Below are 19,590 nucleotides of genomic sequence, written 5' to 3' on the forward strand. Positions count from 1 at the left end.
CCACCCGCCACCGACAGCGATCCCGTCGCGGCACCCGTGAGGCGCGGACCACACCCGGTGCTCTCGGCTGTCACTACCGATAGGTAGGATCGTGTCGTCCGCCACATGGTGGGATCCGCCACTCGGTGGAGCGATTCTCCGGAGGAACCCATGAGCTCCCACACGCCCGGCACCCGCGTGCAGCGGATGCCTCGTGCCCAGCGACGCGCCCAGCTGCTGGACGCCGCGCTCGGCGTCTTCGTGGCCAAGGGCTACCACTCGGCGGCCATGGAGGACATCGCCGACTCGGCCGGGGTCTCCAAGCCGGTGCTGTACCAGCACTTCCCCGGCAAGCTCGAGCTCTACCTCGCGCTGCTCGACGACCAGTGCGACCACCTCGAGACCCTCGTGCTCGAGGCGCTCAACTCGAGCGAGGACCACGAGGAGCGCGTCTACGCGACCGTCCGTGCCTTCTTCAACTTCGTCGCCGACGAGGGCGGCTCCTTCCGCCTCATCTACGAGTCGGACCTGACCAACGACCCCCAGGTGCGTCACCGTCTCGACGCACTCGAGGCACAGCTCGGCGAGGCGATCGCCCAGCGGATCGTCCAGGACACCCCCCTCCCGACCGAGCTGGCCGAGATGCTGGGGCTGGCGATGTCCGGGGCGGCCCAGGTCATGGCCCGGACGTGGCTGGCCCACGGCGCCCACTTCAGCAAGGAGGTCGCCGCCCAGGCTGCGGGGCACCTGGCCTGGCGCGGCATCGGCACCTTCCCGGTCAACCGCATGGGGACGAGCGACCCCGCCACGGACCTCGTCGCCGGCGAGTGACACGATGAGTCAGAGTTCACGCACCGACACCGAAGGAGTGACCGTGGAGGTCAAGATCGGCATCCAGAACGTGGCCCGCGAGGTCGTCATCGAGGCCACCGGCTCCGAGGCGGAGATCGAGGCAGCCGTGCAGGTCGCTCTCGACGGCGGCGCCCTCGTCCTCACCGACGACAAGGGCCGTCGTGTCATGGTCCCGGCCGGCGCTCTCGGCTATGTCGAGGTCGGCGAGCCGAGCCGCGGACGCGTCGGCTTCGGCGCCTGATCGGGCCGGTCGCTTAGCACGCGGTGACAACCGCCGCGTCCAAATCGTCACATCCTGAGATTCGCAACAGGCGCCTCAGGAGTCTATGTTGATCACACAGCCCGCACGGGGCTACTGATCGCGCCCGTTCACCCCTGTCGGGCGCAGAAGGAGTGATCAACTGTGCTGTGGACCATCATCGTCACCGTCATCCTTGGCGCCATCATCGGTGCGCTCGCTCGTCTGGTTCTCCCGGGCAAGCAGAACATCTCGACGCTCGTCACCGTGATCCTCGGCATCCTCGGGGCCCTCATCGGCTCCTGGGCCTACTCGGCCATGTCGGGTAACTCGGGCACCTCGGGCATCGACTGGATCGCTCTCGTCCTCGGCGTCATCGTCGCCGCGGTCCTGATCGTCATCTACGGCATGGTCGTCGGCCGCAAGCAGGTCTGACCCACCACGCCAGACGAAGGCGCCGCCCTGAGGAGTTTGCTCAGCAAGCGTCTCGAAGGGGGCTCGCCGACTCGGCGGGCCCCCTTCGTCATGTCCGAACAGATCAGGCCGAGAGCCCGAGCCGGCCCATCCGCAGCTGGTGCCGGTCGGTGAGCCGCTGCATCAGCAGGCCGATCTCCTCGAGGGTCGCGCCGGGACGATCGTGGCTGAGCCCGAGCATGAGGTCGCTGAGCGCCTCGCGCTGCACCGCCACCACCTGCCCCTGGGTGAGCGCCTCGCCCATGAGACGACGCCCCCACAGCGCCAGCGGGCCACCGCGGCGAGGATCTTCGCGGATCCCCAGACGCACCGCCGAGACGATCGCGTCGAGATCACGGTGGTCGCCCCCCTTCGCCTGCTCGACGACGGCCCGCGACTGGGGGTCGATGTACTTGGCGATCTCGACGAAGAAGTCGTTGGCGATGCCGTCACCGATGTAGGCCTTGACCAGGCCCTCGAGCAGGTCCCGCGGGCGGGTGCGTGCGTGGTAGGCCTCGAAGGCGTCCTCGAACGGAGCCATCGCCGCAACCGGGTCGCCACCGAGCTCGGTGATGCGCCCGCTCAGGTGCTCGTGGTGGTGGAACTCCTTGACCGCCATGCCGGCGAGGGCTCGCTTCAGATGCATGTCGCGGGCCATCTCGGAGTCGGCGGCCATCTGGGTGAACCCCGAGATCGTGCCGTAGGCGACGACCCCGAGAAGCTCGATGGTGCCCTCACGTTCGCGATCGCCGAGACCGTCGGAGGACGAAGGGGGTGCCTGCTCGCTCATGGACCGCAGCCTAGTGCGCGACCGCGACGGTTCGGCCGGAAGGCGAGGGGACGGGTAGCATGCAGATGACCAGCGGTGCCCGGTCGGCATCCTTTACGCCCGGACGAGACGTCCGGCGCGGTCGCCCCACTCGCGGCAGACCGCATGACTGACCTCCGATCGGCCCGTGCCACCCTCGGCGCGCGCTTCGCGCCGTCCACGCTGATCGTGAGACTTCATGTCCGACACCACCACGCCAGAATCGCTGTCCGTAGCCGACCGCGAAGCCGTGCAGGCCACGCCCGATGTCGAGGGCACCGCACCCGAGGCGGCGCAGCAGACCTTCGCGGACTTCAACGTCAACCCCGAAATCGTCGCAGCGCTGGCCGACGCCGGGATCATCCACCCCTTCCCGATCCAGGCCATGACGCTGCCGGTGGCCCTCGGCCGCCACGACATCATCGGCCAGGCCAAGACGGGTACCGGCAAGACGCTCGGCTTCGGCATCCCGATCCTCGAGCACATCGACCTCGACTCCGACGACCCGCGGCCCCAGGCCCTCGCGGTCGCCCCGACCCGTGAGCTCGCCGGCCAGGTGGCCGCGGACCTCGAGCGTGCCGGCAAGCGTCTGGGCATCAAGGTCCTGACCGTCTACGGCGGCCGGGCCTACGAGCCGCAGATCGAGGCCCTCAAGAAGGGCGTCCACGTCGTGGTCGGCACCCCGGGTCGTCTCATCGACCTGGCGCAGCAGAAGCACCTCGACCTCTCGGCGACCAAGACCGTCGTCCTCGACGAGGCCGACGAGATGCTCGACCTGGGCTTCCTGCCCGATGTCGAGAAGATCATGGCGATGACCTCGCCAGCCCGGCACACGATGCTCTTCTCCGCGACGATGCCCGGCGCGATCGTCGCCCTGGCGCGTCGCTACATGACGCAGCCGACCCACATCCGCGCGATGAGCGAGGACGGCGAGGCCGACAGCCACACCGTCAAGGCGACCGAGCAGTTCGTCTACCGCGCCCACGCGATGGACAAGGTCGAGATGGTCTCCCGCATCCTGCAGGCCGACGGCCGCGGCCTGACGATCATCTTCTCCCGCACCAAGCGCACCGCGGCCAAGGTCGCCGACGAGCTCGTCGACCGTGGCTTCGCCGCAGCGTCGCTCCACGGTGACCTCGGTCAGGGCGCCCGCGAGCAGGCGCTGCGCGCCTTCCGCAACGGCAAGGTCGACGTCCTCGTCGCGACCGACGTCGCCGCTCGTGGCATCGACGTCACCAATGTCACCCACGTCATCAACTACCAGTGCCCCGATGACGAGAAGACCTATGTCCACCGCATCGGTCGGACCGGTCGCGCGGGCAACACGGGTATCGCCGTCACCTTCGTCGACTGGGACGACGAGACCAAGTGGGCGGTCATCAACCGTCAGCTCGACCTGGGGATCCCCTCGGCAGTCGAGACCTACTCCAGCAGCCCGCACCTCTTCACCGACCTCGACATCCCCGAGGGCACCAAGGGCCGTCTCCCCCGGACCCAGCGCACCCGTGAGGGCCTGGACGCGGAGCAGATCGAGGACCTCGGCGAGACCGGCAAGTCCAGCGGTCGTCGCCAGAGCAGCTCCGGTGGCGGGCGCGACAGCGGGCGCGGTGGACGCGACGGCGGTGGCCGCGGCGGACGCGACAGTGGTCGCGGTGGACGCGACGGCGGTGGCCGCGGTGGACGTGACGGCGGACGCGACGCCGACCGGGGCGGCAACAGCGACACCGTGCGCAGCAGTGACCAGCCCAGCGAGGCGAAGGGGGACGGCGAGGGTCGTCCGCGCCGTCGCCGCAACCGCCGCCGCACCCACGGCAGCCAGTCCGACCAGGTCCAGGACGCCGGCTGAGGCCTGACCTCCCTTCGTCCCAACGGCCGCCCGATGACCGGGTGACCCGAAAAACGGCCCCTTCGCACGAGTTGAGAACTCGTGCGAAGGGGCGGTTCTGCTGCTCAGCGGCGAAGGCAGCCGCCCCGGGCCTCAGATGACGGCGAGGATCGCCTCGGTGACCTCGCGGTAGGCGGCTGCGCCCTTGCTGGAGCCGGCCGTGTCGAGGATCGAGCGGCCGGCAGCGGGCGCCTCGGCGAAGCGCACGGTCCGCGGGATCGGCGGCGAGAGCACGGGCAGCTTGTAGCGCGTGCCGAGATCGTCGAGGACCTCGCGGGCGTGGTTGGAGCGCCCGTCGTACATCGTCGGGAGGATGCCGATGGTCTTGAGCTTCTTGTTGAGCAGCTTCTTGACGTCCTTGACGGTGTCGAGCAGCTGGCCCACGCCACGGTGACTGAGCATCTCGGCCTGCATCGGGATGATCAGCCCGGTCGCGGCGGTCAGCGCCGAGAGCGTGAGGACTCCGAGGCTCGGGCTGCAGTCGAGGAGGATGACGTCGTAGTCCGCGCGCACGTCCTCGAGGACCGACTGCAGGACGAACTCGCGACCGGGCCGGGTCAGCAGCTGCGCCTCGGACCCGGCGAGCTCGATCGTCGCGGGAAGCAGGTCGATGCCGTCGCTGATCTGCAGGATCGCGTCGGCGACCTCGGCCTGACCCAGGATGACCTCGTTGACGGACAGCTCGACGGCGTCGGGGTCGACCCCGAGGCTGAAGGTCAGGCTGGCCTGCGGGTCGAGGTCGACGAGGAGGACACGGCGTCCGAGCTCGGCCATCGCGGCACCGATGGACGCGACCGACGTCGTCTTGGCGACGCCGCCCTTCTGGTTGGCGACAGCGATGATGGCTGCCTTCTTCGCGCGTGCCACGGGTGACGCCTTTCGATGGGAGCCGATGCGGGCTCATCCTCTCAGGTGAGCCGCTCGCTGCCGTCGCGCCACCCCGCGGCGCGCGTCACGTCCGGCTCGTGCAGACGTCTCAGACCGACTGCACGGCACCGATCCGCCCTTCCCTGAAGGCCTCGACGAAGAGGGCATGGTCGGATCGGACCTGCTGCGCGTAGTCGATGCCGAAGTCCACGAGCTCCCGCACGAACTCGTCCTCGCGCCCCTCGATCACGGAGGCGATGGCCTCCTCGGTCTGGAAGTCGACGACGGTGTGGTCGCTGTCGGTGTCCGAGACGCAGTGGATCTTCGCCGTGGCCCGCCCGAGGTCGGCGACGACCAGCTCCATGTCGGCGGGCTCGTGGAGGCCACCCCAGGAGAGGTCGAGCTCGTAGGGAGACACCTCGTCGACGACGAAGCCGACGCCACGCACCGTCGTGAACCCGAGAAGCGGGTCGGCGTGCACCTGGAGCGCCCGCTGGCTGACCACGGTCCGCTCGCCCTCGTGGGCGAAGAGGTCTCGCATCCGGGGCACGTCCACCACATCGGCCAGGGCCGGGTGGTTCGCCTGCTTCATCGTCAGCACGATGTCATTTTCGTTCGCCTCGTTGAATCCCTCGATCAGCACGCTGTAGGCGGGCAGGCCAGCGCTGCCGATGCCGAAGCCGGAGCGCCCGACGACGTCCTTGACGGTGTAGAAGGTCTCGCGGTCCACCCGCTTGGCCTCGGGGATGGTGCCGAGGTAGTCGGCGAAGGCTGCAAGGACCAGCTCTCGCTCGTCCGCCTCGAGACGTCGCACCCCCGGCCCGTCCGCGAACCGCCGTCCGGACTCGCTCACGTCGGTCATGGAGTCGAGCATCGCGGCGCGGCTGTTGCGCCGGGCGCCCTGCAGGGTGGCGTGGATGGCTCCCTCGGTGTTGCCCAGGCGCAGGGCGAACTCGGAGTCGTCACTCCCTTCGACGAACTGGTGGACCCGCTCGATGTAGCTGCGCAGGTAGGTCGTGGCCAGGTCCCGCACCGCCTGCTCGGGCAGCGCCTTGCGCCAGCCCATGAGGGCCAGCCCGGCGACGAAGCGCTTCAGGTCCCAGGTGAAGGGGCCGACATAGGCCTCGTCGAAGTCGTTGACGTCGAAGACGAGCTCGCCGTGCGAGTTGATGTACGTCCCGAAGTTCTCGACGTGGAGGTCGCCGTGGATCCACACCCGCCCGGTCCGCTCGTTCGCCCAGGGCTGCTCGATGGCGGCCATGTCACGGTGGAAGAGGCAGGCCGTCCCGCGGTAGAAGGCGAAGGGGTGGTCTGCCATCTTGCGAAATTTCACCCGGAAGGCTGCAGGAGAGGCTCGCATGAGGTCGGCAAAGGCCGCCTCGAGCGTGTCGATGACGTACTGCTGACGAAGATGATCGGCCATGTCCCGACGTTATGTCGCGCGCCTGAGGATCTGCTGGCCTTCAGCCCACGACGGGTGTGACGCCCGAGGATGCGGCCACGATGCGCTCCAGGGACTCCGGCGAGGTGGTGTTCTCCCCCAGCCGGTTGTCCTTGCCGTCGCCGTGGAAGTCGCTGCTCCCCGTGACGACGAGATCGTGCTCGGCGGCCAGGCGTCGCGCGAAGACCCGACCGTCGTCGTCGTGGTCGCGATGATCGGCCTCGATGCCCACGAGCCCGGCCTCCACGAGGAGCGCCACGTCGTCGGCCCCGAGGGAGCGCTGACGCTTGGTGGCGAAGGGGTGGGCCACCACGGGGACGCCACCGGCGGCGCGGACGAGCCGGACCGCCTCGGCCGTCTCGACGGCGTAGTGCGGCTCGTAGTAGGTCGAGCCGTTGTGCAGCCAGCGGGCGAAGACCTCGTTGCGGTCCGTCGCGATGCCGTTGGCCACGAGCGCGTCGGCGAGGTGCGGGCGACCCAGCGAGGTCTCACCGTCGGCCACCTGCGCCAGGACGTCCTCCCACGTGACCGCGACGCCGTCGGCAGCCATGTGCTCGACGATGCGCCGCAGCCGGGGCACCCGGTCCTCACGCATCAGCCGCATCTCCTCGCTCAGCGTCTCGTCAGCCGGGTCGAAGAGGTAGGCCAGCAGGTGCACCGTCCGCCCGCGGTGCCGGGTCGACAGCTCGGCTCCGCGCACGAGCGCCACGCCATGGCGCTGGGCTGCCTCGGTGGCCTCGTCCCACCCTGCGGTGATGTCGTGGTCGGTGATGGCCAGCGTCGTGAGACCTGCCTCGGCCGCCTGGGCGAGCAGGGCGGCGGGCGCATCGGTGCCGTCGCTGCGGGAGCTGTGGGTGTGCAGGTCGATCACCTCGACCACACTAGCCCGACGCGAGGGGCTCAGCCGAGACCGGGCCAGCGCGGCGCGCGCTTCTCGGCGAAGGCCCGCACGCCTTCGGCCCGGTCGGCGCTGAAGGCCGTGTCGTGCCACCGGGCGTCCTCGATGTCCAGGCCCTCGTCGACCGTGACGTCCAGCCCTGCGCGCATCGCCGCCTTGGCATTGCGGACCCCGATCGGTGAGTGCTGGCCGATCGTGGTCGCCATGGCGAGGGCCTCTCCCTTCGCGTCGTCGACGAACCGGTCGACCAGACCCAGGCGAGCGCCTTCCTCGCCGGTGATCCGCCGTGCGGTGAAGATCAGGTCAGCGGCTCGCGACCAGCCGAGGCGGCGGGTCAGCAGCTGGGTCCCACCACCTCCGGGGATGACCCCCACGGAGACCTCGGGCAGCGCGAAGCTGGCCTTCGGCCCGGCAACGATCAGGTCGCACGCCAGAGCGATCTCGCACCCGCCCCCGAGCGCGTGGCCGTCGACCGCCGCGATCGTCGGCACCGGCAGGTCGTACAGCGCCCGGTAGGCCAGCCGGTTGCCCGGCCGCTGCGCCCGCAGGTCGTCATCACTGAACCCGTTGCGCTCCTTCAGGTCCGCCCCGACGCAGAAGGCCTTGGGGTGGCTCGACGTCACGACCACCGCGCGCACCGAGGTGTCGGCGCGCAGCTCGTCCCCGGCAGCGGTGAGGGCCTGCGCCATCGCCGTGGAGACGGCGTTCATGGACTCGGGTCGGTCGAGGACGACCTCGGCGACGCCACCGTCGTGGCGCTCGATGCGGACGAGGGACTCGGTCATGGTGCAGGCCTTTCGGTCAGGGACGGGAGAGCATGGCGGCGATGCCCTGGCCGACGCCGATGCACATGGTGGCGATCGCGTGGTCCAGGTCGTCGTCGGCCATCGAGATGGCTGCGGAGAGGGCGATGCGGGCGCCGCTCATGCCGAGCGGGTGACCGAGGGCGATCGCCCCGCCGTGCGGGTTGACGCGCGGGTCGTCGTCGGCGATGCCGAGCTCGCGCAGCACCGCCAGCCCCTGGGAGGCGAAGGCCTCGTTGAGCTCGATGACCCCGACCGCGTCGAGCTGCACGCCGGTGCGCTGGACGAGTCGCTGGACCGCAGGTGCTGGCCCCATGCCCATGACGCGTGGCTCGACGCCGATGGCGGTCACGGCGTCGACCCGGGCGATCGGCGTCAGCCCGTGCCGCTCGACGGCCTCCTCGGAGGCGACGAGCAGCGCGGCGGCGCCATCGTTGACCCCCGAGGCGTTGCCGGCCGTGACCGAGCCGCCCTCGAAGATCGGGCGCAGACCCCCGAGCGCCTCCATCGACGTCGAGCGCGGGTGCTCGTCGGTGTCGACGAGCACGGGCTCGGCCTTGCGTCGCGGCACGCTCACCGGGACGATCTCGCGCGCCAGCCGCCCGGACGCGATCGACGCGGCTGCCTTCTCCTGCGAGCGCAGGGCGAAGGCGTCCTGGTCCTCACGAGAGATCTGGTGGTCGACAGCGACATTCTCCGCCGTGCGCGGCATGGGGTCGGTGCCGTGCAGCCGCTCCATCTGCGGGTTGACGAAGCGCCACCCGATCGTCGTGTCCTCGAGCTTCATGCCACGGCTGAAGGCACTGTCGGCCTTGGGCAGGACGAAGGGAGCGCGACTCATGCTCTCCGCTCCCCCGGCGATCATGAGGTCCGCGTCACCGGCGGCGATCGCGCGGGCTGCGTAGCCCACGGCGTCGAGACCCGAGCCGCACAGCCGGTTGATCGTCGTGCCGGGCACCGTGACCGGCAGCCCGGCGAGCAGCGCCGCCATCCGCGCGATGTTGCGGTTGTCCTCGCCGGCCTGGTTGGCACTGCCCAGCACGACGTCGTCGACGAGCGCCGGGTCAAGGCCCGCGTGGCGGCCCATCAGCTCGCGGATGACGTGCGCGGCCAGGTCGTCGGGGCGCACGCTGGAGAGCGCACCCCCGTAGCGACCGATGGGGGTGCGGACACCGTCGACGATGTAGGCCCGACGGGCCCCGCTCACTGGTTGCCCGCGAGCCGTGCGCGTCCGGCGTCGGTGAGGACGCGGTCGGTGCCCTCGGTCGCGACGAGCTGCGGGTCCGCCTTGTAGAGGTCGGCGCGCACGGCCGGGTCGAGCCCGACCTCTCGCGCGGCCTGGTGGGCCTCGAGCTTGTTGAGTCGGCCCCCGTTGTCCGCCAGCCGCTGCAGGAAGGCACGCGCCGGGTCGCCCGCCACCGTCGCGTCGGGCGCCTGCGGGTCGGGCAGGTCGACGAGCGCCTCGAGCTGGGCGATGACCGCTCGCACGGTCTCGCGCCACGAGGCCGCGGTCTGGGCGATGTCGGTGGCAGCACCGCCGCTGCCCTGCCAGGTGCGCTTGGGGTAGCGCTGGACGTACTCGCGCTCGAGCTCGAGCATGCGGGCGGTGTGGTGGGCGAACTGCTCGGCGCTGCCGTGCAGGAAGACCCAGTTGCGGGTCTCGTGGGCACGCGTGCCCTGGGACTCGAGCTCTTGGTCGCTCAGCTCGGATGCGGGGACACCCTGGGTGGCGTCGTTCATGGTTTTTCCCTTCATCGGTGCGTCAGTCGAGCCGGCGCAGCTGGTCGCGATAGCGGGTGGAGTTGTGGAGGTACTCGCCGACGCCGAAGCGGATCCAGTCCGCGGCCTCGGGTGGAGCGGGGCGCACCTTGGCGGGGACGCCGACAGCCATCGACGACTCGGGGATCGTGGCGTGCTCGGTGACCACGGCCCCGGCCCCGATCACCGACCCCGCGCCGATGGTGGCGAAGTTGAGGACGACCGACCCGGAGCCGATGAGGCAACCGTCGCCGATCGTGCAGCCCTCGAGATGGACGTTGTGCCCGACGACGCAGTCCGCACCGATGGCGGTCGGCTGCTCCTCGATGCAGTGGACGATGGTGCCGTCCTGCACCGAGCTGCGGTCACCGACGATGATCCGACCGAAGTCGGCGCGCAGCACCGTCGTCGGCCACACCGATGCCTGCTCCCCCAAGGTCACTGCACCGATGACGACGGCGTCCGGGTGGACATACGCCGAGTCGGGGACGACCGGGACGAGATCGCCGAGTGCGTAGATCGCCATGTCAGGCCACCTGCGGCAGGTCGCGATAGACCCGAAGGGCATTGCCGCTCAGGACCGAAGGGATGTCCGCGTCGGGGATCAGGTCGGCCACGGCACGGGCGTTGAGGTCGGCACCGGGCACGCCGGGCCAGTCGGTCGCGAAGATCATCTTCTTGGCCAGACGCTGCAGGCCGGCGGCGGCGTAGTACTCGGGCAGCCGCTTGGGCGGCAGCCCGGACAGCTCGATCCACACGTGCGGGTTGCTCATCGCCATGAAGGCCGCCTGCTCGTACCACCAACCGCGTCCACCGTGGGCGAGGACGATGTCGAGCTCGGGGAAGTCGCGCGCGACGGGGAGCAGATAGGTCGGGTCGGCGTACTGGTTGGACGACCCGGCGAAGGTCGACGTCCCGCAGTGCACGACGAGCGGGGCGCCCTCCTCCACCAGCACCTGGTAGGCCGGGTAGAGCATCGGGTCATCGCAGCGGAAGCCCCCGTGGACGGGGTGCAGCTTCAGTCCCGCCGCGCCCAGTCCGAGCTGTCGCCGCACCTCGGCACCGATCGGATGGTGCAGGTGCGGGTTGACATTGCCCATCGGCCGAAACCGCTGCGGGTTGTGCTCGACGATCGGCAGCAAGTCGTCGAAGAGCTGCATGCCGGTCGCCTTGGGGCTGTACTCGCAGAAGATCACGGCGACGTCCACCCCCTGGTCGGCGAAGAGGTCGTCGATGACATCGGGACGGGGTCTCCCTTCGCCGTCCCAGGCCCGCTCGAGGAGGCCCTCCGGGCCGAACTGGCGCGCCCAGTCGATCCACGAAGGAGCGAGCGTCGACAGGACGGGCACGTGGACGTGCGCGTCGATGAGCTGGTGTCCATCGAGCACGGTGCCTCAGAGGTCCTTGACCATCGGCGTGTCGACCCCGATGGGGCCGGTCTTGTGCGAGCCACCCGGAGCGCCGAGCGGCTCGTCGCGACCCTCGAGGGTCTCGGTGAAGAAGCGCCGGTTGTCCTCGATGTGCTCCGTCATGTCGTCGGCGACACGACGGTCCTGGCTGATCGCCTCGACGGGGCACACCGGCTCGCACGCGCCGCAGTCGATGCACTCCTTGGGGTTGATGTAGAGCTTGCGATCACCCTCGTAGATGCAGTCGACGGGGCACTCCTCCGTGCAGGACGTGTCCATGACGTCCAGGCAGTGACCGGCAATGACGTACGGCATGTCGAATTCCTCTCTCAGGCGGGCTGCGGGACGGCAGGCTGCTGGTCAGTCGAGTGTCCCGGAAATAGTTGCGCATCGGGGTCGATGTGGACGGCCGCATTGTTGACCGCCGTGGCCACCTCGCCGAAGCCGACGGCGATGAGTCGGACCTTGCCGTCGTAGTCGGTGATGTCACCGGCGGAGAAGACCCCCGCGACATTGGTGCGCATGGCCGGGTCGACGACGAGGTGCCGGTTGTCGTGGAGCTCGACACCCCACTCACGAAGGGGGCCGAGGTTGGCCGTGAAGCCGAGCGCCGCGACGAGCTTGGTGCAGGGCAGCGACCGGGGGTCCTCCCCCTTCGGCGTGATCGTCACGGTCTCCAGGAGGTCACCACCGACGGTCTCGGTGACCTGGGCGTTGAGGACGACCTCGACCGGCGCCGCCTCCATCAGCTCGACCGACCCGTGGTGGGCGCGGAACTTGTCCCGCCGGTGCACGAGCGTGACGCTCTTGGCGATGGGGTGGAGCATGTTGGCCCAGTCCACCGCCGAGTCGCCGCCGCCGACGATGACGACGTCCTGCCCGGCGTACTCCGCCGAGCTCGGCACGAAGTACTCGAGCCCACGGCCGAGGAAGTCCTCGCCGGCCGGCAGGGTGCGCGGGGTGAAGGTGCCGATGCCACCGGTCACGATGACCGCACCGGCGTCGATCCGGTCGCCCGTGCTCGTCGTGACGACGAGACGCTCACGCCCTTCGCCGTCGGGCACGTGCTCGAGCTGCTGGGCCTCCTGACCCAGCAGGTACTGCGGGTTGTACGGGGCGGCCTGCTCGACGAGGTTGGCGATGAGCTGGCGACCGGAGACGGCGGGGAAGCCCGCGATGTCGAAGATCTGCTTCTCCGGGTACATCGCGGTGACCTGACCGCCGACCTGGCTGAGGCTGTCGACGACTGCAGTGCTCAGTCCGCGGACCCCGGCGTAGTAGGCACCGAAGATGCCCACGGGTCCGGCGCCGACGATGAGCAGGTCGACCTTCGTGGTGGTGCTCATGACAGGGCCTCCTTGGCCTCGAGTTCCTTGACGAGCGCGCGCACCTTGAAGCGCTGCATCTTGCCCGTCGCTGTCTTGGGCAGCTCGTCGACGAAGTACACGCGACGCGGGCGCTTGAAGGGGGCGAGCCCCTCGCGGCACCACGTGTCGAGCTCCTGCGCGGTCACCTCGGAGCGGGTGACGAGGACGGCGACCGGCTTGACCAACCCGTCGGCGTCCTCCTGACCGACGACCGCGCACTCGGCGACGGCGTCGTGCGCCAGGAGCCGGTCCTCGACCTCGGTCGGGCTGACCCAGATGCCACCCGCCTTGAGCAGGTCGGTAGCCCGCCCCATGCAGGTGTAGTAGCCCTCGTCGTCGCGGACGTAGGTGTCGCCGGTGTTGAGCCACTCGCCCTGGAAGACGGTGCGGGTGGCCTCGGCCCGGCGCCAGTAGCCCAGCGCCGAGGAGGCGCCGCGGACGTAGAGGGTGCCCGGTTCGCCGTCGGCGACGAGCGTGCCGTCGAGGTCGCGGATCTCGAGGTCGTAGCCGGGCACGGCCGTGCCGGTCGTGCCCATCTTGATCTCACCGGGACGGTTGGACAAGAAGATGTGCAGGCACTCGGTCGAGCCGATCCCGTCAAGGATCTCCAGACCGAAGCGGTTCATCATCCGCTCCTGCACCCCCTTGGGCAGCGGCTCGCCCGCCGACGCCCCGAGACGCACACCAGCGAAGGTGTCGTCCGGGATGTCGCTCGAGAGCAGCCCCGCGTAGAAGGTCGGCACCCCGAAGAAGAGGGTGGGCCGGCCCGTGCGGATCCGCTCGGCCATCCCCGTCGGGGTCGGCCGCTCCGGGTTGAGCACCGAGGTGGCACCCACGGAGAGGGGGAAGAACATCGAGTTGCCGATGCCGTAGGCGAAGAAGACCTTCGCCACGGACAGGCACCGGTCGTCCGGGGTGATCCCGAGGACCTGGGCGCCGTAGGTCTCGCACACCAGACGGATGTTCTCGTGCCGGTGCATCGCTCCCTTCGGCTTGCCGGTGGTGCCCGAGGTGTAGAGCCACAGGGCCCATGCGTCGGACCCGGCGGGGACGGGCTCATGATCGGCCGCGGGCGCCTGCGCTCCGCGGGCGACGAAGTCCTCCCACGAGAGCTGGTCCGCACCGGCGACGGCCGCGGCACTGTCTCCCGGGTCACCGTCCCAGATGACCTGGCGCAGGTCCGGGCACTGGGCCGCGGCACCAGCAGCCGCCTCGGCGAAGGTGGAGCTCGCGACGAGGGAGACCGCGCCCGAGTCGTTGATGATCTCGGCGAGCTCGTTCGGGCCGTACATGGTCGAGATCGGCACCGCCACGAACCCGCCGCGCATGGCACCGAGGACGCCCGCGAAGAGCGCGATGTCGTCGTTGGCGACGAAGACGACGCGGTCGTCCCGACGCAGGCCGAGCGAGCGGAAGCTCGCCGCGGCACGGCCGGTGAGCTCGACGAGCTCGTTGTAGGTCACCGTCTGCGAGGGCGTCTCGACGGCCGGGTGGTCTCCGCGATCAGCGGCGACCCGGTCGACGAGCCAGGCTGCAGCGTTGAAGCCGGCTTCAGTCATTCGGCTCAGACCCTCTCCAGGTTGTACTCACCCTTTTGACCGGAGCCGTAGCGGCGCAGTGCACCCTCGGGGCCGGAGGCGTTGGGCCGGATGAAGATCCAGTTCTGCCAGGCGGTGAGGCGACCGAAGATCTTGGTCTCCATCGTCTCGGGACCGACGAACCGGTGGTTGGCCTCCATGCCGGTGAGGGCATCGGGGCTGAGCGCGGCCCGCTCCTCGATGACGATGCGCAGCTCGTCCTCGAAGTCGATGTCGTCCAGGGCGAGGGTGACGAGACCGGCCTGGTCCGCGGCTGCGGAGTCCAGGTCCTGGCCGATGACCGCACGAGCGGCCTCGAGGTCCTCGTCCCGGCCGAAGAAGCGCGACTCCAGACGGGTCAGGCCGTTGCCCATCGGGTACTTGCCGTCGTTGGCCTCGGTCAACCGGACCGTGGCCGGGGTCGCGTCGGCGTCGACGTCCTCGTAGACGCCCTCGAGCATGTACTGACGGTCGGCGGCCAGGGCCAGCTCGAGGAGGGTGCCGACGAAGGCCGACCCCGGCTCGATGATGGCCAGCAGGCTGCGCGAGGTGACGTCGACCCGCTTGAGCGTGCGCTTGAGGTAGTGGTTGACCTCGTTGATGAACCAGTGGTCGGCCCACTCCGTGAGCTTGGTGTCGTGGGCGAGCACGAGGTCCTGGTCACCGGTGGCGCGCAGCACCCAGGTGCCGAGCTCCAGCTCGTTGGCACGCAGGTGCAGGATCAGGTCGTCGAGCTCGCGGGCGAGTGCCAGCGGGTAGTAGGCGACGCCCTGGGCCCGGGCTGCCTCGGCGTCGGCCGGGGGCTGCTCGGTGGGGGCGGAGACGGTGATGTCGACCGTGCGGCGGGCGCGGTCGATCTGCGCGGAGACGTGGCTGTAGGAGATCGAGTCGCCGTCGATCGTGCGCTGCAGCTCGGTGAGCTGGACACCCTCGCCAGCCTGCCCATCACGGGTGGACTCGGCGGCAGCGGCCTTGGCGCGCTTGCTGATCTCCTCGTCCCACGAGCCGCGGGGGAAGGTGGCGTCGATGAAGCCCCAGTCGACCGCGGTGTCGCCGCGGTATCCCTCGGACTTGGTCGCGAAGAGGTCGGCGCGGTCCTTGCGGACGTGGCGCTTGTCCACGACGCGGGTCAGGCCGCCGGTGCCGGGCAGGACACCCAGGAGGGGGACCTCCGGGAGGGAGACCGTCGAGTTGTTGTCATCGACGAGGACGATGTCGTCGCACGCGAGGGCCAGCTCGTAGCCACCACCGGCCGCGGTGCCGTTGAGCGCGGCGATCCACTTCTGGCCGGAGTTGGCGGTCGCGTCCTCGATGCCGTTGCGGGTCTCGTTGGTGAACTTGCAGAAGTTCACCTTCCAGCTGTGCGGGGAGGCCGCGAGCATCCGGATGTTGGCACCCGCGCAGAACATCCGCTCGATGCCGGAGGTCATGACGACCGCCTTGACCTCGGGGTGCTCGAAGCGCATGCGCTGGACGACGTCGTAGAGCTCGATGTCGACACCCAGGTCGTAGCTGTTCATCTTCAGCTCGTAGCCGGGGACGAGCCCGCCCTGCTCGTCGACCGCCAGCTTCACCGTGGCCACGTCGCCGTCGTACTCGACGGTGAAGTGGCGGTAGGCGTCGGGGCTGGTGCGGAACTCGACGACCGGGGGCGCCGCCTTCTCGATGGTGGTCTCGCTCACGTCAAACCTTCCGTCGTTCGGATCGCACGCCGCGGGGACCACGGCATCGGGGTACGTCTCTATCTTCTACATTGACTACGCGATCCGTCAAGAGGTTGTAGCATTTTTCTTCAGCCGACCCCGAGCAGGCGCCGAGCCCGCGGGGCATCGCTGCGGAACTCCTCGGTGGTGCTCTCGTGGACGATCCGCCCCTTCTCCATGACCACGACGCGATCGGCGACGGAGAAGGCCGCACGCAGGTCCTGCTCGACGAGCAGCACCGTGATCCCCTCCTGCGCCAGCTCGCGCACGATGCCCATCACCTGCTGGACGATCGCGGGGGCCAGCCCGTCGGAGGGCTCGTCCAGGAGCAGCACCCGCGGGCCGAGGAGGAGCGCGCGGCCGATGGCGAGCATCTGCTGCTCGCCGCCGGAGAGCTGGTCGCCCCGGTTGGTCCTGCGCTCGCGCAGGCGCGGCATGAGCTCGTAGATGCGCTCGAGCGACCACTCCCCCGAGTGCTTGCCCTCCGCGATGCGCAGGTTGTTGTGCACCGTGAGCGGCGCGAAGACCCGCCGACCCTGCGGGACGATCGCCACGCCGGCCCTGGCCCGCGCGTGCGTCGGCAGGCCGGTGATGTCCTCGTCGCCCACGTGGATGCTGCCGCTCTGGGTATTGATGAAGCCCATGACCGTCGACATCAGCGTCGTCTTTCCGACGCCGTTGCGACCGAGCAGCGTGACCGTCTCACCGGCGCCCACGTGCAGGTCCACACCGGTCAGGACGGTGCTGCCGCCGTACCCGGCCTCGACGCCGGCGATCTTCAGGTCTGCTCCGATGGCGCTCATCCGGCGACCTCCTCGGTCGGGGCCGCCGATGTCGTCGACACCGGCAGGTCGGGCGGGACGGGGGTCTCGTGGAAGAGCTCCTCGAGGGAGCCCTCACCGAGGTAGGCCTGCTGGACGGCCGGGTCCTCACGGACCTCGTCGGCGGGCCCGTCGGCGATCAACCCGCCGAGGTGGAGGACGCTGACGCGGTCGGCCAGCTGGAAGACCAGCTCGAGGTCGTGCTCGATGATCACGACCGTCAGGTCTGACGGCAGCGAGCGCACCAGCTCGATGAAGCGCTGGCTCTCGGCCGGAGACATCCCGGCCGCCGGCTCGTCGAGGAGCAGCAGCTTCGGCCGGGTCGCCAGGGCGACGGCCACCTCCAGCTGTCGGCGCTCACCGTGACTGAGGTTGCCGGTCATGATGTGCGAGCGGTCGGTCAGGCCGACGTCGGCGACACACTGCTCGGCGAGGTCGTCGATCTCGCTGTTGCGCCGCCCTGACGAGGTCACCCACGACATGCCCTTGCCGGCCACCCGTTGCGCCGCGAGCGCGACATTGTCCAGCGGGTTCATCGACAGGAAGAGCGAGCTGTGCTGGAAGGTCTTGCCCAGCCCCCTTCGCGCTCGCCAGGCGGCGGAGCGCTTGGTGACATCGTCCCCCGCGAAGAGGATCTGCCCGCTGGTGGTCGGCAGGCCGCCGGCCACCAGGTTGAAGAGCGTGGACTTGCCCGCTCCGTTGGGGCCGATGAGGGCGTGGCGACCCCCCTTCGCCACCTCGAGGCTGACGTCGTCGACGGCCACGAGCGCACCGTACTTCTTGGTGACATTGCGCAGGGTCAGGGCCGCGGGTGCGGCGGTGGGTGCCGCGGTGGGCGCGCTCATGCCTTGTCCTCCTGAGGGCGTCGGGTGAACAGCTGCCGCCAGTTGGTGCCGGCGAAGCCGTGGGGCAGCAGGTAGACGGCAGCGATGAAGACCAGGCCGAGCAGCAGCGGTCCGCGTCCGCCGAGGGAGGCGCCGATGTCATCGCGGACGATCGTCACGAGGGCGGCACCGAGCACCGCTCCCCACAGTCGTCCGCGACCACCGACCACGACGGCCAGCAGGGCCATCGCGGACACCTCGAAGGCGAGGTCCTCCGGGGAGACGAACCGGTTCTGCGCCACCCACAGGGAGCCGGCAGCGCCCGCGACGCCACCCGCGATGCCGTAGACGGCCAGCTTGAGCCAGAAGGTCGAGTAGCCGATCGAGGCCATCCGCTCCTCGTTGTCCCGCAGCCCGCGAAGGGAGCGGCCCAGCATCGACCTCGAGGTCCACCACACGATGGCGAAGCCGATGAGGAAGATCAGCAGGATCCACCAGTAGCGGACCCCGGCGAGGGTGACCGGCTCACCGCCGGGCGCAAGCGTCAGCGACGGGATGCCGTAGAGGCCGTTGGTGCCGCCGGTCAGGCCTTCCCAGCGCTGGGCCAGCACGTGCGCCAGCTCGGCGATGGCCAGGGTGAGCATGAGGAAGTAGGTGCCCTTGGTGCGGACCATGAGCACCCCGGTGAGCAGGGCGAAGAGACCTCCGGCGACGACCGCGACGAGCAGCGGCACGGGGGCGAAGGAGGTGGTGTCGCGGGCGACGAGCGCTGCGGCGTAGGCACCCACACCGAAGGGGGCGGCGTGACCGAGCGAGGGCATGCCCGAGACCCCGACGAGCAGGTCCAGGCTCACGGCGAGCAGCGCCAGCGCGAGGACGCGACTGAGGGTGTTGGCGATGTCCGCGGGGAAGACCAGCGGGACGGCCACGAGGAGCAGGACCGAGAGGACCGCGAGAGCGGACGAGAGCTTGGGCTTCATGCCGTCGCCTCCTTCTTGCCGAGCAGACCCTGGGGTCGCAGGAGCAGGACCAGGCCCATCGCGCCGAAGACGAGGAAGGACGCGTGATCGGGCAGGAGCGAGACGCCCAGCGTCTCGATCTGGCCGATGACCAGGGCTCCGACGAGGGCGCCACTCACGGAGCCGAGGCCGCCGATGACGACGACCACGAGGCCGAGGAGCAGCACCCGGTTGTCCAGGCCGGGGTAGGCCGAGAGGATCGGGCCGCCGATGACGCCGCCGGCCGCGGCCAGGGCCGCTCCGGCGGCGAAGACACCGGTCACCAGTCGCTTGGTGTCGACCCCCAGGGCGGAGACCATCTGGGGGTCGACGACCGAGGCGCGCACGAGCGACCCGACGCGGGTGCGCTCGATGACGTACAGCGCGCCGACGGCGAGCAGCCCACCGACGACGATGACGACGAGCCGGTAGACCGGGTAGGACTGGCCGAAGATCGTCGCGCTCCCGTCCAGCCCGGCGGGTGCCGGGATGGAGCGCACGTCGTTGCCGAACTTCATCGCGACGAGGTCGGAGACCACGAGCGCGATGCCGAGGGTGAGCAGGGCCTGGTCGAGGTGACCGCGATGGGCGACCGGCCGGACCATCGCTGACAACCCCCAGCCGCTGAACCCGCCGATGATCGCGGCGAGCAGGACTGCTCCCCCGAAGGCGAGCAGCGTCATCTTCGTACCCCCGCCCAGCAGGGCCACGGCGACGTACGCGCCCAGGAGGTAGATGGCGCCGTGGGCGAGGTTGAGCACGTCCATGACGCCGAAGACGAGGGACAGTCCGAGGGCGATGACGAAGAGCAGGACGCCGGTGGCGAGCCCGTCGATCATCGTCACCCCGTTGTCGGTGATGAAGTTGGCCGTCAGTGCGGTCACGAGATCTCCCAGCAGTGGGTGTGGA

At 70.0% G+C, this 19,590-nt stretch carries 21 protein-coding genes; 4 read left to right on the top strand and 17 right to left on the bottom strand.

All coding sequences use genetic code 11. From position 1 onward, the window contains the following. Nucleotides 1-150: 150 nt before the first annotated feature. The 3 genes from ASG73_RS13320 (at nt 151) to ASG73_RS13330 (ending at nt 1,504) form a co-directional block, all read left to right on the top strand. Nucleotides 151-810, top strand: a complete 660-nt coding sequence (locus tag ASG73_RS13320; protein WP_055996161.1) for a TetR/AcrR family transcriptional regulator — start codon at nt 151-153, stop codon at nt 808-810. Between the two features lie 4 nt (nt 811-814). Continuing rightward, complete coding sequence (locus ASG73_RS13325; protein WP_442905391.1) at nt 815-1,072, top strand: DUF3107 domain-containing protein; 258 nt, start codon at nt 815-817, stop codon at nt 1,070-1,072. Between the two features lie 162 nt (nt 1,073-1,234). Next, nucleotides 1,235-1,504, top strand: a complete 270-nt coding sequence (locus ASG73_RS13330; RefSeq protein ID WP_055996167.1) for a GlsB/YeaQ/YmgE family stress response membrane protein — start codon at nt 1,235-1,237, stop codon at nt 1,502-1,504. Nucleotides 1,505-1,607: 103 nt separating this feature from the next. Here ASG73_RS13330 and ASG73_RS13335 read toward each other — a convergent pair whose 3' ends face one another. Further along, a complete protein-coding gene (locus ASG73_RS13335) occupies nt 1,608-2,312 on the bottom strand; it encodes a ferritin-like fold-containing protein (RefSeq protein ID WP_082567252.1) in 705 nt (234 codons plus the stop codon). Nucleotides 2,313-2,529: 217 nt separating this feature from the next. Here ASG73_RS13335 and ASG73_RS13340 point away from each other — a divergent pair, with 217 nt between their 5' ends. After that, a complete protein-coding gene (locus tag ASG73_RS13340; RefSeq protein WP_055996169.1) occupies nt 2,530-4,176 on the top strand; it encodes a DEAD/DEAH box helicase in 1,647 nt (548 codons plus the stop codon). Between the two features lie 132 nt (nt 4,177-4,308). Here the strand turns inward: ASG73_RS13340 and ASG73_RS13345 are convergent, their stop codons facing one another. The 16 genes from ASG73_RS13345 to ASG73_RS13420 all read right to left on the bottom strand — a co-directional run bounded on the left by ASG73_RS13345 (nt 4,309) and on the right by ASG73_RS13420 (nt 19,565). Further along, nucleotides 4,309-5,082: a ParA family protein gene (locus tag ASG73_RS13345; RefSeq protein ID WP_055996172.1), complete on the bottom strand. Its 774-nt coding sequence runs from the start codon at nt 5,080-5,082 to the stop codon at nt 4,309-4,311. A 109-nt stretch (nt 5,083-5,191) separates the two neighbouring features. Continuing rightward, complete coding sequence (locus ASG73_RS13350) at nt 5,192-6,505, bottom strand: DUF2252 domain-containing protein (protein ID WP_055996175.1); 1,314 nt, start codon at nt 6,503-6,505, stop codon at nt 5,192-5,194. Nucleotides 6,506-6,545: 40 nt separating this feature from the next. Next, the gene (locus tag ASG73_RS13355; protein ID WP_200946850.1) at nt 6,546-7,394 is read right to left on the bottom strand and encodes a PHP domain-containing protein; all 849 of its coding nucleotides are present in this window, start codon (nt 7,392-7,394) and stop codon (nt 6,546-6,548) included. Nucleotides 7,395-7,423: 29 nt separating this feature from the next. Then, nucleotides 7,424-8,206 carry an enoyl-CoA hydratase/isomerase family protein gene (locus tag ASG73_RS13360; RefSeq protein ID WP_055996184.1) on the bottom strand — a complete coding sequence of 261 codons (783 nt, stop codon included), beginning with the start codon at nt 8,204-8,206 and terminating at the stop codon, nt 7,424-7,426. A 16-nt stretch (nt 8,207-8,222) separates the two neighbouring features. Continuing rightward, entirely contained in the window at nt 8,223-9,431 is a 1,209-nt protein-coding gene (pcaF, locus tag ASG73_RS13365) for a 3-oxoadipyl-CoA thiolase (RefSeq protein ID WP_055996187.1), read from the bottom strand. After that, a complete protein-coding gene (locus ASG73_RS13370) occupies nt 9,428-9,964 on the bottom strand; it encodes a DUF6158 family protein (RefSeq protein ID WP_055996191.1) in 537 nt (178 codons plus the stop codon). The genes pcaF and ASG73_RS13370 overlap by 4 nt, the downstream gene beginning before the upstream one ends. A 22-nt stretch (nt 9,965-9,986) precedes the next feature. After that, nucleotides 9,987-10,508, bottom strand: coding sequence for a gamma carbonic anhydrase family protein (locus ASG73_RS13375; protein WP_055996194.1), 522 nt, complete (start codon nt 10,506-10,508; stop codon nt 9,987-9,989). A gap of 1 nt (nt 10,509) precedes the next feature. After that, complete coding sequence (locus ASG73_RS13380) at nt 10,510-11,370, bottom strand: amidohydrolase family protein (protein WP_055996197.1); 861 nt, start codon at nt 11,368-11,370, stop codon at nt 10,510-10,512. Nucleotides 11,371-11,376: 6 nt separating this feature from the next. Further along, nucleotides 11,377-11,706, bottom strand: a complete 330-nt coding sequence (gene fdxA, locus ASG73_RS13385; protein ID WP_055996200.1) for a ferredoxin — start codon at nt 11,704-11,706, stop codon at nt 11,377-11,379. Between the two features lie 14 nt (nt 11,707-11,720). Next, nucleotides 11,721-12,737: an NAD(P)/FAD-dependent oxidoreductase gene (locus ASG73_RS13390; protein WP_055996203.1), complete on the bottom strand. Its 1,017-nt coding sequence runs from the start codon at nt 12,735-12,737 to the stop codon at nt 11,721-11,723. Further along, on the bottom strand, nt 12,734-14,317 hold the full coding sequence (locus ASG73_RS13395; RefSeq protein WP_055996207.1) for a benzoate-CoA ligase family protein: 1,584 nt from the start codon (nt 14,315-14,317) through the stop codon (nt 12,734-12,736). Before ASG73_RS13395 ends, ASG73_RS13390 begins: the two co-directional genes overlap by 4 nt. Before the next feature lie 5 nt (nt 14,318-14,322). Continuing rightward, the gene (boxC, locus tag ASG73_RS13400) at nt 14,323-16,017 is read right to left on the bottom strand and encodes a 2,3-epoxybenzoyl-CoA dihydrolase (protein WP_235499459.1); all 1,695 of its coding nucleotides are present in this window, start codon (nt 16,015-16,017) and stop codon (nt 14,323-14,325) included. 110 nt (nt 16,018-16,127) lie between these two features. After that, nucleotides 16,128-16,841, bottom strand: a complete 714-nt coding sequence (locus tag ASG73_RS13405) for an ABC transporter ATP-binding protein (RefSeq protein ID WP_055996210.1) — start codon at nt 16,839-16,841, stop codon at nt 16,128-16,130. Next, entirely contained in the window at nt 16,838-17,704 is an 867-nt protein-coding gene (locus ASG73_RS13410) for an ABC transporter ATP-binding protein (RefSeq protein WP_082567253.1), read from the bottom strand. The genes ASG73_RS13405 and ASG73_RS13410 overlap by 4 nt, the downstream gene beginning before the upstream one ends. Beyond that, nucleotides 17,701-18,663: a branched-chain amino acid ABC transporter permease gene (locus ASG73_RS13415; RefSeq protein WP_055996213.1), complete on the bottom strand. Its 963-nt coding sequence runs from the start codon at nt 18,661-18,663 to the stop codon at nt 17,701-17,703. The genes ASG73_RS13410 and ASG73_RS13415 overlap by 4 nt, the downstream gene beginning before the upstream one ends. Then, nucleotides 18,660-19,565 carry a branched-chain amino acid ABC transporter permease gene (locus ASG73_RS13420; RefSeq protein ID WP_200946853.1) on the bottom strand — a complete coding sequence of 302 codons (906 nt, stop codon included), beginning with the start codon at nt 19,563-19,565 and terminating at the stop codon, nt 18,660-18,662. The genes ASG73_RS13415 and ASG73_RS13420 overlap by 4 nt, the downstream gene beginning before the upstream one ends. Between the last annotated feature and the right edge of the window lie 25 nt (nt 19,566-19,590).

The sequence above is a fragment of the Janibacter sp. Soil728 genome, from assembly GCF_001428305.1.
Lineage (GTDB): Bacteria > Actinomycetota > Actinomycetes > Actinomycetales > Dermatophilaceae > Janibacter.